The 14,762-nt window shown below is 72.2% G+C and carries 10 protein-coding genes; 7 read left to right on the top strand and 3 right to left on the bottom strand.

Annotation, left to right across the window (positions count from 1 at the left end; genetic code table 11):
• Nucleotides 1-125 precede the first annotated feature (125 nt).
• Complete coding sequence (locus tag ACMGFI_RS11225; RefSeq protein WP_436909690.1) at nt 126-1,472, bottom strand: hypothetical protein; 1,347 nt, start codon at nt 1,470-1,472, stop codon at nt 126-128.
• Between the two features lie 169 nt (nt 1,473-1,641).
• Here ACMGFI_RS11225 and ACMGFI_RS11220 point away from each other — a divergent pair, with 169 nt between their 5' ends.
• Nucleotides 1,642-1,860 (top strand): hypothetical protein, encoded by a 219-nt coding sequence (locus tag ACMGFI_RS11220; protein WP_436909689.1) that lies wholly within the window; start codon nt 1,642-1,644, stop codon nt 1,858-1,860.
• Here the strand turns inward: ACMGFI_RS11220 and ACMGFI_RS11215 are convergent, their stop codons facing one another.
• Complete coding sequence (locus tag ACMGFI_RS11215) at nt 1,861-2,895, bottom strand: actin-like salactin (RefSeq protein ID WP_436909688.1); 1,035 nt, start codon at nt 2,893-2,895, stop codon at nt 1,861-1,863.
• A gap of 288 nt (nt 2,896-3,183) precedes the next feature.
• Here ACMGFI_RS11215 and ACMGFI_RS11210 point away from each other — a divergent pair, with 288 nt between their 5' ends.
• Together ACMGFI_RS11210 and ACMGFI_RS11205 are read left to right on the top strand one after the other, a co-directional pair.
• A complete protein-coding gene (locus ACMGFI_RS11210; RefSeq protein WP_436909686.1) occupies nt 3,184-7,029 on the top strand; it encodes an MMPL family transporter in 3,846 nt (1,281 codons plus the stop codon).
• Nucleotides 7,022-7,804 carry a TrmB family transcriptional regulator gene (locus ACMGFI_RS11205; protein ID WP_436909684.1) on the top strand — a complete coding sequence of 261 codons (783 nt, stop codon included), beginning with the start codon at nt 7,022-7,024 and terminating at the stop codon, nt 7,802-7,804. The genes ACMGFI_RS11210 and ACMGFI_RS11205 overlap by 8 nt, the downstream gene beginning before the upstream one ends.
• A 56-nt stretch (nt 7,805-7,860) precedes the next feature.
• Here ACMGFI_RS11205 and ACMGFI_RS11200 read toward each other — a convergent pair whose 3' ends face one another.
• Nucleotides 7,861-8,379, bottom strand: a complete 519-nt coding sequence (locus ACMGFI_RS11200) for a FlaD/FlaE family flagellar protein (RefSeq protein WP_436909683.1) — start codon at nt 8,377-8,379, stop codon at nt 7,861-7,863.
• A gap of 227 nt (nt 8,380-8,606) precedes the next feature.
• On the opposite strand from ACMGFI_RS11200, the gene ACMGFI_RS11195 reads away from it, so the two are divergent.
• The 4 genes from ACMGFI_RS11195 (at nt 8,607) to ACMGFI_RS11180 (ending at nt 14,728) form a co-directional block, all read left to right on the top strand.
• The gene (locus ACMGFI_RS11195) at nt 8,607-9,503 is read left to right on the top strand and encodes a ParA family protein (protein WP_436909681.1); all 897 of its coding nucleotides are present in this window, start codon (nt 8,607-8,609) and stop codon (nt 9,501-9,503) included.
• Entirely contained in the window at nt 9,500-10,528 is a 1,029-nt protein-coding gene (locus tag ACMGFI_RS11190) for a chemotaxis protein CheW (protein ID WP_436909680.1), read from the top strand. Before ACMGFI_RS11195 ends, ACMGFI_RS11190 begins: the two co-directional genes overlap by 4 nt.
• 475 nt (nt 10,529-11,003) lie before the next feature.
• Nucleotides 11,004-12,953 (top strand): ATPase, T2SS/T4P/T4SS family, encoded by a 1,950-nt coding sequence (locus tag ACMGFI_RS11185; protein ID WP_436909678.1) that lies wholly within the window; start codon nt 11,004-11,006, stop codon nt 12,951-12,953.
• Nucleotides 12,953-14,728: a type II secretion system F family protein gene (locus ACMGFI_RS11180; RefSeq protein ID WP_436909676.1), complete on the top strand. Its 1,776-nt coding sequence runs from the start codon at nt 12,953-12,955 to the stop codon at nt 14,726-14,728. Before ACMGFI_RS11185 ends, ACMGFI_RS11180 begins: the two co-directional genes overlap by 1 nt.
• Nucleotides 14,729-14,762: the final 34 nt, after the last annotated feature.

The raw sequence follows: 14,762 nt of genomic DNA, 5'->3' as shown, positions 1-14,762 counted from the left end.
ATAAATAGTTACGTTCCCGCGTATCGACTGCGATACCCGCGGCTCTGCGCGGGTGAGAGAGGGCGAGAACGGCGAGAGCGGGAAGAACGGGGAGAGAGCTGAGAACGGCGAGAACCCCCGGCTCGTCAGTGCGAGCCGCTGGGGACCGGGGTCCAGTCGTCGCTCGTGTCGAGGCCGCGCAGGCGCTGTTCGACGGCGTCGCGGCGGTCGGTCAGCGCGTCGAGCGCCCCGGGGACCAGCTCGCGGGCCGTCGGGACGGTCTCGCCGAGCGCGTCGTAGGCGTCGCGGTAGCACGCGGCCGCCCGCGCGGTCCGGCCCTCCTCGCGGTGGTCGTCGCCCGCGCGGACCCGCCGGGCCGCGTACTCCCGGCGCGTCTCGACGAGTTCGCCCGCGACGGTGTCGACGGCGTCCCTGATCCGCTCGGTGTCGCCCTCGAACCGCCGGTTCGACCGCCCCCAGTCGAGTTCGAGGGCGCTGCGGTACCGATTCAGGGCGAACTCCAGGCGGTCGCCGCGCTCGCGGAGGTCGTCCGTCTCTCCCGCCTGCTCGCGGGCCTGTTCGGCCGACTCGACCGGCGCCCGTTCGAGCGCGGCGACGTTGCGCTCGACCCGGTCGAGTTTCGCCTCGAGCCGCTCGACGACCGACCCGTCGTCGGCCGCGGCGAGGGCCTCCTCGTAGTCGTCGTGGGCCTGCCCGTAGGCGTCGTGGGCGCGCTCGTACTCGCTGTCGCGCCACAGTCGCTCGGCGCGGTCGATCTCGCGGGCCGCGCGCCCCTCCAGGGCGTCGAGGCGCACCGCCTCGATGCGCGCCTCGACGCGCTCGATCCGCTCGGTCGCGGCGGCGACGCCCTCCGCGTGGAGCTCGCGCTCGGCGCGTCGGGCGGCGTCGGTCTCGGCCATGGCGTCGCGGACGGCCGCCATCGCGTCGTCGTACCACCGCGAGCGGATCAGCCGGTCGGCCTCAGCGAGCGCCTCCCCCGCGTCGTCGAGGCGTTCCTCGACGGCGATCCACGACAGCGACGCCGCGTCGAGGTACTCGACCATCGGTCCCAGGTCCGACCGGCTCGGGAAGTACCACTCCGCGTCCGCGGCCGTCGTGACGACGAACTCGCCCCCGAGCAGGCCGGTGCTGTGCTCGACGACCTCCACGTCGGAAAGCGGCACGCTGAACGAGCGGTCCCCGCCGTCGCTATCACCGACGACGAGGAGCAGCCGCGTGTCCGTCGCCAGCGCGAACGCCCGGTACCCCTCGCCCGGCGCCGTCCGCTCGCGTTCGTCGCTGCCGACCTCGCTCCGGAACACTCCCTTCTTCGCGTTGGCCCGCAGTATCACGGGCCGTTCCCCCTCGTCGAGGTACGACGCGAGCGGCGCCTCCCGAAGATATCCGTCCGACAGGATCCCCCCGCGCCCCGTCCCCTCCAGGGCCGTCTCGTCGACGCCCTCCGCGGTATCTCCGCTGATAATCGGGGCCATGTCACCGGGTACAGACCGGGCCGTAATGAGTGGCTAGGTTCGGTCGCTGATAGGTCGGCAGATACGTGCCGGTCGCTCACCCCGGGGGCGGTCGACCGACGGGACCGAGCGGTCGGCAGACGCGCGTCTGACTGAGTTTTACGTGCGATCTTTCGAAAGCAAGCCGTGGATGGCACGATTCACGATACAGTTGCCCGCGGAGCTGGCGGGCGACGGAACGACGAGCGAACGGACGGAGGCCGGCGACCGGTCGGAGGCGGGCGAACGGACGGCCGCGAACGCGGCCGGCTACCGGACGGACCACCCGGAAGCGCGGGCCGACGGCGGCGAGGGCGACGCGGCGACCCGCGGGTTCGTCGCCTGGGTCGAGTGCTGGGCCGGGGCGTAGTTACTGGTTGTCGACGAGCCGCCCGGCGATGCGCTGGGCGCCCAGCGACGGCGAGATGTCGGGGTGGTCGGCGGCGACGGCTTCGACCTCGCGGTCGAGTTCCTCGCTGACTCGCGCCTCGAACTCGGAGACGATGCCGGGGATGCAGGCCATGCCGCCGGTGAGGACGATGCGGTTGTCCAGCGCCAGCTGGTAGACCTTCATGTAGTCGTTGGCGAGTTCCGGGAGGAAGGTGTTGCAGAACTCCTCGACGGCGTCGTCGAGGTACTCGTTGCAGGCGTCCATCACCGACCGCTCGATGGTGAACTCGTGGGAGCCGCCGCCGGGCTGCTGGATGATGTCGGTGAAGGGCTCGAAGCTCTCGAAGTCGGCGTGTTCTTCCTTGTACTCGCGGGCGGTCTGGGTGTCGATGTTGACCCGGCCCTGCGTCTCCTCCTCGACGTAGTTGGCGATCATCCGGTCGACCTCGTTGCCGGTGACCGCGCCGGTCGTGAAGGGAGCTAGCTGTTCACCGCGGCGGTAGCCCGAGGCTTCGAGGTTCGTCGAGCCCATGTTGACCGCGACGAAGATCTCCTCGATCGCTTCGAGGTCGTCGCCGCGAGCGGGGATCGACCCGCAGAGCGACTCGGGGTAGCTCTCGACCAGGGCCTCGCCGATGGAGGAGCTCTCGATGACCTCCTCGAGGTTCGCCAGCCCCTCGGGGTTGTCGATGGTCGGGATGGCGTAGACGACGCCGCTGTTCTCGGGCACGTCGTTGGCGTCGATGACCTCCTCGAAGAACGTCTTCGTCAGCTCCGCCCGCTCCTCGTCCTCGGGCAGGCCCGAGCGGAGCATGAACTGGACCTCGTCGGGGTACTCCGTGGCCGCCTCCTCGCCGTAGAGGACCCGCTCCTCGCCGGTGAGCGCGTCCTCGTAGGTCGCCAGGCAGGTCAGCGTCCGTATCGTCTCGATCTCGCCGTCGTCGTCGGGGTAGGCGATCACCGTTCGGGTACTGCCGAGCTTCACGCCGATGGGCACCGGCTCGTCGTCGCTCATGTTCCCGGCTTTACCGCCACCCCGGATAAATGTACCCCGGAAATTATCGTTTCTGCGAACGTCGAACCCCGCGGAAATTAGGTCCCGTCGGGCCGGAAATTAGGGGACAGCGAGCGCGCCGACTGCACCGACTGCACCGACTGCTTTAGCCGGCGGTGTCGACCGCACCTGCCGCCGTTCACCCGGCGGTCGCTTCGGTACGCTTAAGGCAGGCCGTTAGTAGAATACTAACAACAAGGTTGTCGTGATGAGAGAACACATCGCTATCGGTCGACGGAGGGATCGCTGATGGTCGGGATGGACGACGTGGCGGACGCCATCGTCAGCCACCGGCGGCTGGTGGTCGTGGCGTTGCTCGTCGTGATCGGCGCGGTCGGCGCCGGCGCGGCGCAGGTCGAGGACTCGGCGTCGCTGTCGCAGTTCGAGACGGACTCGACGGAGGCCGAGAAGCTGGAGTACGTCGACTCGAACTTCGGGACCGGCGGGAACACCACGACGGTCCAGGTGATCGTCCGGGAGGACAACGTCCTCGACAGGGACTCGCTGCTCGACCAGTTGCGCTTCGAGCGCGCGCTCCGCGAGGACGACTCGATAAACCGGACGCTCGACGCCTCACAGCCGCCGGCGGGGATCGCCAACGTCGTCGCGACCGCCGCGATCCGGGAGGAGCGAGTCGCGAACCTCACCGAGCGCGGCCGCGCGCTACAGGCCGAGCGCCAGCGGCTCAACGAGACTGGCGCGCGGCTGAGCGACGCCCTGAACCGGACGCGGGGACTTCAGCAGACGTACGTCGAACTCAACCGCTCGTACGCGCGGGGACAGATCGACAACGCGACCTACCGCCAGCGGTCGGCCGCGATCGAACGGAACCTGACGGCCGTCCGGACCGACGCGACCGCGGGGCTGTCGACGAACCAGAGCGAGACGTTCGCGGGCCTAGCCTCGCAGACGCGGGCGCTCCAGTCGCAGCTGGCATCGCTGAACGCCTCCTACGCGCGGGGGGAGATCAACGAGTCGACCTACCGCCAGCGCGCCGGCGAGGTCCAGCGGCAGTTCGGCGAGGTGTACGCCGGGATCGAGCGCGTGCTCGCGCCGGATGCCCGCGCGTTGCAGGAGCGGGCCGCGGCGCTGCAGGACGACCGGGCCGCCCTCCAGGCGGCCGTCGAGAACGGGTCGACGCCGCCGCTGGCCGACCAGATCGACCGGCTGGAGTCGATGAACGCCTCCGCGGTCGAGGGAGCCGTCGAGCGGGTGCTGAGCGAGGGCAGCGGGAGTCAGGCGTTCGCGCTGATGCCGACGAGCTACGACCCCGGGTCGACGAGCGCGTCGGCGACGATGATCGTCGTCACGCAGACGACCGAGTCCGAGGTCGCCCAGGGGTCGGCGAGCGCGCGCATCCAGGACTCCCAGACGGCGATCCAGGAGCTCGCCCGCGGGGAGCTGAGCGCCGAGGCGATGGTCTTCGGCGCGGGCATCATCGCCGACGAGACCAACCGGTCGATGCAGGACAGCCTGACGGTCGTCGGACCGTTCGCGGTCCTGTTCGTCCTCGTGGTGCTGACGGTCGCCTACCGGGACCCCCTGGATATCCTGCTGGGCGTCTTCGGGCTGGCGCTCACCCTCCTCCTGACCTTCGGCTACATGGGCTGGATGGGCGTCGCCTTCAACCAGCTGTTCGTCGCCATCCCGGTCCTGCTGATCGGGCTCTCCATCGACTACGCGATCCACGTGTTCATGCGCCACCGGGAGGCGCGCGGCACGGAGGGCGACAACGGTGGTCCCGCGGCGGTCGCGGGCTCGATGCGGACGGCGCTGGCCGGCGTCGGCACGGCGCTGGTGCTGGTGACCGCGACGACGGTCATCGGCTTCCTCTCGAACCTCACGAGCCCCGTCGGCCCGATCCGGGAGTTCGGCGTCGTCAGCGCCGTCGGCATCGTCGGCGCGCTCGTCGTCTTCGGCGCGGTGATCCCCGCGATCAAGGTCGAGGTCGACGCCTTCCTCGAAAGTCGGGGCTTCGACCGGCGCAAGCGGGCGTTCGGCACCGGCGGCGGCGCGTTCGGCCGCCTGCTCGAAGCCGGTGCGACCGCCGCCGACCGCGCGCCGTGGGCGGTCATCCTCGTCACGCTGCTGATCAGTGCGGGCGGCGCGTACGGCGCTACGAACGTCGACACCTCCTTCGCGCAGAAGGACTTCATCGCGGAGGAGCCGCCCGAGTGGATGGACAACCTGCCCGAGGAGATGCAGCCGGGCGAGTACACGATGCGGGCGACCTTCGAGTACGTCAACGAGAACTTCCTGCGGGAGGACGCCACGGCGGAGTTCCTCTTCGAGGGCGACGTGGCGACCGCCGACGCCCTCCAGCGGGTGAACAGGACGAGCGAACTCGCCGCCGAGAAGGGCGTGACCGTCGAGCTCTCGAACGGCGAGGCCGACGTGCGCAGCCCGCTGACGGTGATGCGGTCGGTCGCGGAAACCAACGAGACGTTCAACGCGACGCTGACCGCGAGCGACACCGACGGCGACGGCGTGCCCGACCGCAACGTCGCGGGCGTGTTCGACGCGCTCTACGAGACGGCGCCCGACCAGGCCCGACAGTACGTCGAGCGCGAGGACGGCGAGTACGAGGCGCTACTGCTGACGGCGTCGCTACGGGGCGGCGCCTCGGGGTCGGCGGTCACGACCCAGATGGACGCCGTCGAGTCGGCCGTCTCCGGCGGCGACGTGACCGTCACCGCCACCGGCCGGCCGATCGTCAACGAGATCGTCCAGTCCGACCTGCTCACCACGGTCGTCGAGAGTTTGATCATCACCCTGGTCGTCTCGTTCGTCTTCCTGATGGTCGTCTACCGCCTCGCGGAGGGGTCGGCGACCCTGGGGCTGGTGACGCTACTGCCGGTCGTGTTCAACGTCTCGTGGATCCTCGGGACGATGTACCTGCTGGAGATCCCCTTCAACGTGTTGACGGGGATGATCACGAGCCTGACCATCGGGCTCGGGGTGGCCTACAGCATCCACCTGAGCGAGCGGTTCAGCCTCGAACTCGACCGCCAGGAGTCCGGTAGCGAGGCGATGCACACCGCCGTGACGGGGACCGGCGGCGCGCTGCTGGGGTCGGCGGCGACGACCGTCGGCGGCTTCGGCGTGCTCGTCTTCGCCATCCTGCCGCCGCTCCAGCAGTTCGGCTTCATCACCGGCCTGACCATCGTCTACGCGTTCCTCGCGAGCGTGTTCGTCCTGCCGAGCCTGCTGGCGGTCTGGACCAGGCACCTCGGACCGGACGACTTCGCCCCCGACGGGGCCGACGACGAGGGACCGGACGGCGACGCGTCGACCGCCGATCCCCTGTCCGGCGGTGCGAACGGCGAGTCCCCGGCGGCCGACGCCCCGGCGGGAGCCGGCGACGGCGTCGCAGCGAGCGCCGATTCGGCGGCGGGCGCCGGTACGGCCAGCCCGTCGGATGCTGTGGCCGGGGCCGCTGTGACCCCGACGGCCGAGGCGCGGACGAACGGCGACGCGGTGCCGTACGCGACCCGCTCCGTGGAACCGGGGCGGGTCTACCCCGGCGGGACCGCGCGCGTGACGGTCACGCTCCCGTCGGCCTCGGGCCGGGTCGTCCTCCGCGAGGCGCCGTCGGTCGGGCGCGTCTCGCTCGACAGCGTCTCCCCCGAGCCCATCGAGCGCGTCGCGGCCGACGGTCGGGTGTACGCGGTCTGGGCGTTCGACGGCGACGCCGAGGACGGCGAGCGCGCGGAAGTCGAGTACACGCTCGCGGTCCCCGAGGGGCTGGCCGACGGCGACGCCGTCGCCTTCGACGGCGAGTTGCTCCTGCCGGACCACGTCGTCCCGGTGGCCGGCCCGGACCTCGTTCCGGCCACGACCGACGTGGCCGGCGCCATCCTCGCCGGGGACGGCGTCGACGAGCGCGATCTGTCCGACGCGGGCCGCCACCTCGCTGCCGGGCGGCTCTCGCCCGAGGCGTTCGAGCGCGTCGCCCACGCGTGGCTGGACGAACGCGCGAGCGACGAACCGAGCGACGGATCGACCGCCGACGGGACGGACGGGGGGGAATCTCCCGGCGGCTCACAGGCCGACCCGCGCGCGGACGAGCGGCCGAGCGAGGGGGACGATGACTGACGACGGGGAAGCCGAGGCGGTCGAGGCGCTCCAGCGGCTCGGCCTCTCGAAGTACGAGGCGGGGGTGTTCGTCGCGCTCGAACGCCTCGGCACCGGCACGGCCCGCGACGTGGACCGGATGACCGACGTGCCACGCTCGCAGGTGTACGGCGCCGCCGAGAACCTGGAGGAGCGCGGTCTGGTCGAGGTCCAGCAGTCCAACCCGATCCAGTACCGCGCCGTCCCGCTCGACGAGGCCCGCGAGACGCTCGCCGAGCGCTTCGAGCGCGAGCAGGATCGGGCCTTCGAGTACCTCGAAGAAGTCCGACGGGGCGCCGACCACAGGGACGAACACCAGGAAGGCGTCTGGACGGTCCACGGCCGCGACAACGTCTCCTCGCGGATCCGACAGATCGTCGCCGACGCCGAGGAGAGCGTCCTCTACGCCGGCGGGATCGATCTGCTCGACGACGAGGTCGCGGCGGCCCTGCGCGAGCGGGCCGCGGAGATCGACGTGTGGGTCTGCAGCGCCCACGCCGACGACCCCGACCTCGTCGAGGCGTTCGGCGACTCCGCGGTGACGCTGGCGCCGTTCCCCGACGACCCGACCGACGACGCGGCCGGGCGGCTGCTCGCCGTCGACGGCCACACCGTCCTGCTCAGCGTGCTCGGCGGCGAGGAACTGCCGGGCGTCCGCAAGGAGACAGCCATCTGGAGCGCCGACACGGGCATCGCGACGGTCCTGCTGGAGCTGTTGCGGAGCCACCTCGCCGACGACATCGACGGAAAACTGTAGCGCCGGTCACCCCCGCGACCGGCCCGGCTGCGGTTCGTGCGCGCGGTTCGCCGTCCTTACTGCATCCCGGTGAGCTTCGCGACGTAGACGAGGCTGAGCAGGTGGTCGTCCACGTCGAGGTCGTTGCCCTCGTTCGACCCGCTCTCGTCGATCCCCAGGAGGTAGTCGTTGAGCTGGCCGGCCACGTCCTCGGTGATCCAGTCGATGGACTCGTAGTACCCGAGGGCGTCGGCCGCGCCCTTGTAGCCGGCGTGCATCAGCAGGAACTCCAGCCACTCGAAGACGACGAACTCCGCGGCGTAGGTGTCGGGCACCGACCGCAGGTACGGCTTTTCGAGGTCCTCGGAGCCGCCGACCAGCGGGAGCAACTCGCGGTACAGCCCCGCGCGGAAGGAGTCACCGGCGGACATGCTCGCGTCGCCGACCTCGTCGAGCGGCGCCCACTCCTCGCCCGGGTCGTCGGGCCGTGGATCGTCGGGGCGGTCGTCGCCCGACCGCGGGTCGTCGAGGTCGTCGCGCTTGCGCGCCATCTCGCGCAGCTCGTTCAGGTCGTAGTCCCGGGGGTTGATCGTCATCGATACCGACTCTATCCCGCCCCGTCCTGATAAATCTTCCACACGGTCGGACGCCCGTCTGACGGCGTCTCGGCCGCGTTCGGTCGTTCGCGGGCCGGTTCGGGCGCGCGATCAGCGGGCGGTCGCCGGTCGTCGACTCCCCGCCGGCCGGTCCCCGTCCGCCGATTTCAACGTTTGATAGCCCGGCGCGTACCTTTTTGAGGCGGTAGCGTCGACTCCGGGGCAACGTGGCGACAAGCACCGGACCGGCGCGCATCTGCGTGACCAACGCGAAGGGCGGGACCGGCAAGACGACCGTCGCGATCAACGTCGCGGGGGCGCTCTCCGAGCGCGGCCGGGACGTGCTGTTCGTCGACCTGGACCCGCAGGGCAACGCGACCGAGGGCCTGGGACTGCTCGACGAGTACGACGCGGCGCCGCCGACGCTGTTCGACGTGCTGACCGACGGCGGCCAGCGCGACCGGCTGGCCGACCTCGTCGTCGAGCACCCCGAGATGGACGTGGTCCCGAGCAACATCGACATGCTCCAGGCCGAGCGCGAGCTGACTATCGCGGACCTGGTGGCCCGCGCGACTGACGGCGACGTGGACATCGACCCGGATGCGCTGTCGGCGCTGGCGGTCAACGTCACGACCGACACCGTCTCGGGCGGCCACGCGCTGGATACGCTCGACGACGCGCTCGGGCACGTCGAGGACGACTACGACTACGTGGTCGTCGACTCGCCGCCGTTCTACGGCAAGCTGACCGACACCGGCATCTACGCGACTCAAAATATCCTCGTCCCGGCGCTGACGGAGGCGACCTCCGAGCGGGCCATTGAGTTGCTCGTCGACCAGATGACCGCGCTGGAGAGGCAGACGGACATCACGGTCGATACCCTGGGCGTGGTCGCTAACCGCGTCGAGACCACCGGCGAGGACGAGGCGATGCTGGAGTGGTTCGAGGCGGTCTTCGCGGACGACCCAGTCTGGGAGGTCCGCAAGCGCGTGGCGCTCCAGCGTGCGTTCTCGGCGGGCGAGTCCATCTTCGCCTACGACCCGACGGTCGACATGGCCGACGTGTTCCTCGACATCGCGGCGGATCTCGACCGGCAGTTCGGCTACGCGGAGGCACCAGCATGACCGACGACGAACGCATGGACCGGGCTCGCCGCATCCGCGAGATGCGCGAGGGCTCCCGGCCGGACGACGAGGCACAGGACGACACGACCGAGGCCGAGGAACCGGACGAGTCCGACGACTCCGACGACTCCCCGGTCGACGGATCCGGCGACACACCGACGGACACCGGGCGAGACGAGCCACCGGCAGATACCGAGGAGGACGCCGAGGTCGAGGAGGACGCCGGGGTCGAGGAGGACCCGGCGGACGACCACCTGGCCGAGTCCGCAGCCGACGACGAGCAGTCCGGGTCCGCGACGGGCGACGGGTCGACCGAAACCGGGGCCGGACCGTCGGCCGAGGAGGCCGCCGAGGCCGTCGCGAACCTGGAAGTGAACGAGGACGTGGTCGGCGGGACCGGCGGGTCGGCCGACGAGGGCGACGGTACCATGCACATCCCCGGCGCCGACGTGGGCGACGTGGACGTGGACGTCGAGGAGATGGCCCGCCAGGCCGGCCTGGAGTCGGCGGAGTCGGAAGCGGGTGACGGCGAGGGCGAGCCCGAGGCGGCCGAGATGGGTATCGGTGCCGCGGGCCGGGCCGCGGCCGCGGAGGCCGACACCGGCGAGCAGACCCGCGTGCTGGAGTTCGCGCTGGGCGACGAGCAGTACTGTCTCGACATCGAGTACGTCGAGGAGATCGTCAAGCGCGAGACGGTGACGCGGGTCCCGAACACCCCCGACTGCGTCGAGGGCGTCGTCGACCTGCGCGGGCAGATCACGACCATCCTCGACCCGAAGGTGCTGCTGGACATCGACCGGGCGGGGAGCAAGGACCTCATCGTCGTCTTCGACCCGGAGGCGTTCGACGACCAGGGCGCCGTCGGCTGGGTCGTCGACGACGTGAACCAGGTGACGCCGATCACCGAGGACGAGGTCAACGACTCCCCGGTCGACCAGGACCACATCAACGGCGTCGTCGACCGCGACGGCGAGTTCGTCATCTGGACGACCCCCGAACTCGATCTGGACGAAGTGGCCGGGTAGGCTACCGGCGCTCGATGTCGGACGCGTCGGCTTCGGCTTTCGACCACCTGTGCGAGTTGAGTCGTGATTTCTGGTCGATCTCGTGTGGAAGGAAGTGAGATGGATGTGATCGTTCTCGACAGCGAGCGATGAAAGCCCTCGGCCCGCTCGCGGTCGCTGAGCGACATATCCGCGCTCTCCGCACGGCCCGCGCGGATAGAGGTCGCTCAGGCGACTACATAAACGCGAGCGCGCCTCGCCCTTTCAGTCCACCAGGACCGCAACCGCCACGCACAGCAACCGCAGCGGGCCACGAACCTCCCCAGCCGATTCGCTCCGTCACTTCGTTCCTCCGCTCATCCCTCGCGCAGTGCTGTCGCGAGACGAGACTCGCGACAGCGCGCGCCATCTGGTTTGTTCGATAGCTGTTCTGTACTGAACACGAGGTCACGTCGGGCGCGAAAGTTGAAGTGTGGGAGCGCGACCACCGGCGGCCATGGACGCACTGCTGTCGCGACTCCGCGGGAGCGACGACGGGGAGGCCTGCGCGTGCAGCCCGGCGTTCGAGGGCGACCGGCTGGTCGTCGACGCGAGCGACTGCCCCGGCGGCGGCCGGCTGGCGTCGGCGCCCGACTGCCGCGAGACGGTCGTCGGGGCGCTGACCGAACGAGATGCCGAGGCCGTCGAAACCCGGGCCGACGGGGCGGTCCGGGCCTACGAGGGTGACGCCGCGGCGCTGCTGACGGCGGCCGGCCGGTTCGCCGACGCCGTCGCCTTCCGCGACGAGCGACTCGCCGACCTGGCGCTACGGGACCCGCTCGCCGCCGCGCGGGAGGCGACGGGCCGCGCGGGTCCGGTCGAGCGAATCGCAGGCGAGACGGGGCTGGCCGAGGGCGCGGCCGGCGTGGAGGGGTACGAGGACGCGCTCCGGCCGTTCGTCGGGCCGACGGTCAGCCGCTCCAGGGTCGCCGCGCGGCCGCCGGGCGACGCGCGACTGCGCGACCGACGGGAACTCGACGGCGGCGGCGTCGCGCGAGTCTACGAGCGACCGACCGACGCGCTCGCGACCTACCACCTCGAACCCGTCGAGGCGCGGTTCGACGAGGCGACGACGGCGACGCTCTCGGCGGCCTACGAGCGGCTGGCCGGCGGCGAGGTCGCGGGCGCCGAGCGGGCGCCGGGCCGGGCCGTCCGGGCGGTCGCCGACCCGGACGACCCGGTCGAGGACATCGCGGCCGTCCTCCGCAAGCACGCCCGCGGCTACGGCGTGGTCGCGGATCTCTTCGCGGACCCGCGGGTCTCGGACGTGTTCGCGACGGCGCCGGTCGCAACGACGCCCCTGCGGGTCCGCGTCGACGGCGAGGCGATGCGGACGAACGTCCGGCTCACCGAGGCGGGCGCCGCGGCGCTGGCCTCGCGGTTCCGCCGCGAGAGCGGACGGGCGTTCTCGGGCGCGGACCCGACGCTGGACGCCGCTGTCGCGACCGGCGACCGCCGGGTGCGCGTGGCCGCGGTGACCGACCCCGTCAGCGACGGCGTCGCGTTCGCCTTCCGGGCCGGCGACCGGGAGGCCTGGACGCTCCCCGCGCTGGTCGCGAACGGGACGATGTCCGCCGACGCCGCCGCCCTGCTCTCGGTCGCCGTCGAGCGCGGCGCGGCCGGCCTCGTCGCCGGCCCGCGCGGCGCCGGGAAGACGACCTGCCTGGGCGCGCTACTGTGGGAGATCCCGACGGCGACCCGCAGCGTCGTCATCGAGGACACGCCCGAACTCCCCGTGGAGGCGCTCCAGTCCCGGGGCCGCGACGTGCAGGCGCTCCGCAGCTCGCTCGACGAGAGCGGGACCTCACCGACCGAGGCGCTCCGGACCGCGCTCAGGCTCGGTAGCGGCGCGCTGGTGGTCGGGGAGATCCGCGGCGAGGAGGCCGGGACGCTGTACGAGGCGATGCGCGTCGGCGCGAACGACGGCGCGGTTCTCGGAACGATCCACGGCGACGGCGGCGCCGCCGTCCGCGAGCGGGTCGTCGCCGACCTGGGCGTCCCCGAGAGTTCCTTCGCGGCGACCGACCTGCTGGTCACGCTCGAGGCCGTCGACGGCGCCGACGGGACCCAGCGCCGCGTCCGCGCCATCGAGGAGGTCGAGCGGACCGGCGGTGGCGGCACGGACGCTGGCGGAGAGGGAGGCCCCGACGGCGGGCCGGCAGTCGAGTTCGTCCCGCTCTACGAGCGCGACGGCGACGGCCTGGAATCGACCGACCGGATCGAGCGGGGCAACAGCCGGCTGGTCGCCGCGCTGACGCGACCCGAGGAGAGCTACGCCGACCTGCGGGACGAGTTGTCAGCCCGGACCGAGTGGCTCGACCGCCTCGCCGAGACGGGTCGGACCGACCCCGAGATGGTCGAACGGGCGCGGGTCGAACGAGAGCGGGTCGACCGGGAGCGTCCGTGATGGCGGCCACCGACGGTGCGGACGGACGGCGGCCGAAACTGCCGGCGGGCGGGACGGCCCCGACCCGCGACGGCGACGGCCGCCTCGTCGCGGCCGTCGAGACGCTTGCGGCGGTCCCCCCGTGGGACCCGGGGGCAGACCCGCAACTCGGGCGCGCCGTCGACTTCCTCGGCTGGGACCTCGACGGCGAGACGATTCTTCGAGCCGGCGACGGCGCCGGCATCGTCGTTGCCGTCGCGGTCGCGGTCCCGCTCACTCTGCTCCTGGGAGCGCCGTCAGTCGCCGTCGCTGTCGGGCTGCTGGTCGGGCTCGCCGTCGCGGCCGCCGCGCGGTACCTGCCCCGCGGGCTGGCGACCGCCCGGCGGACCCGCGCGCTCGGGACCGCGCCGGAACTCGTCTCCAGCGCGGTCCTGCGGATGCGGCTGGCGCCGACGCCCGAGACGGCGGCGGCCTTCGCGGCCGAGACGAGCGACGGGCCGCTGGCGCGGAGCCTGTCGGCGCACGTCCGCCGAGCGCGCGGGACCGGCCGGTCGGGGCTGTCGGCGTTCGCCGACGAGTGGGCCGAGTGGTTCCCCGCCCTCCGGCGCGCGCTCACGCTCGTCGAGTCGGCGGGCTCGGCACAGCCGGAGGAGCGCGAGCGGGCGCTGGACGGCGCGCTCGACGTGACGCTGGAGGGGACCCGGGAGGCGATGGCCGAGTTCGCCGCCGGGGTCCAGGGGCCGGCGACCGCGCTGTACGCGTTCGGCGTCCTCCTCCCGCTGGCGCTCGTGGCCCTGCTCCCGACGGCCGGTACCGTCGGCCTGGAGGTCCCGCTGGCGGCGGTCGTCGTCGGCTACGACCTGCTGTTGCCCGCCGCACTGGTGGTCGCCAGTGGCTGGCTGCTCGCCCGCCGTCCCGTCGCGTTCCCGCCCGCGCCCGTCTCCCGGTCGCACCCCGACGTGCCCGACAGCCGGTGGCCCGCCGCGGTCGCCGGCGCGACGGCAGGTGCGGGCGCCTGGCTCGTCGTCACCCGGGTCGCGGCGCCGTGGGCGGCCCTGGTCACGGCACCTGCGGCCGGCCTCGGTATCGGACTCGTCGTCGCCTACCGGCCGATGACCGCCGTCCGCGACCGCGTCGCCGCCGTCGAGTCGGGGCTGCCCGACGCGCTGTACCTCGTGGGCCGCGAGGTGGATCGGGGCCGCTCCGTCGAGGCAGCGCTAGACGACGCGGTCGAACTGCTCGACTCGGTGACCGGCGAGGTCTTCGCCGACGCCGTCCGCCAGCAGCGCCAGGTCCGCGCGGGCGTCCGCGAGTCCTTTCTCGGCGAGCACGGCGCGCTCGCGACGGTGCCGAGCGAGCGCGCGCGGAGCACGGCGGAACTGCTCGCCGTCGCTGCCTCGGAGGGCCGACCCGCGGGGCCCGCGGTCGTCGCGATGGCCGACCACCTCGACGACCTGCAGGGCGTCGAGCGGACGATCCGCCGCGACCTGGAGCGGGTCACGTCGACGCTCGCGAACACGGCGGCGGTGTTCGGCCCGCTCGTCGGCGGTGCGACGATCACGCTGGCCGACCAGATGAGCACGGACGGCCCGCTGACGGCCGCCGTCTCGCCCGCCGCGCTCGGGCTCGCCGTCGGCGCGTACGTGATGGCCCTCGCCGCGATCCTGACGGTCCTCGCGACCGGGCTGGAACGCGGGCTCGACCGCTCGCTGGTCGGCTACCGCGTCGGCCGCGCGCTCTGCCTCGCCAGCGCCGTCTTCGTCGCCGGCCTCGTCGGCACCGGGTGGCTGGTCTGAAACTTTAAATCGAAACGGGCGACCAGGCCGGCCC

Source organism: Halosimplex marinum (genome assembly GCF_051414075.1).
In the GTDB taxonomy this organism is placed as follows: Archaea; Halobacteriota; Halobacteria; order Halobacteriales; family Haloarculaceae; genus Halosimplex; species Halosimplex marinum.
This window is presented reverse-complemented; position numbering and strand designations above follow the sequence as displayed.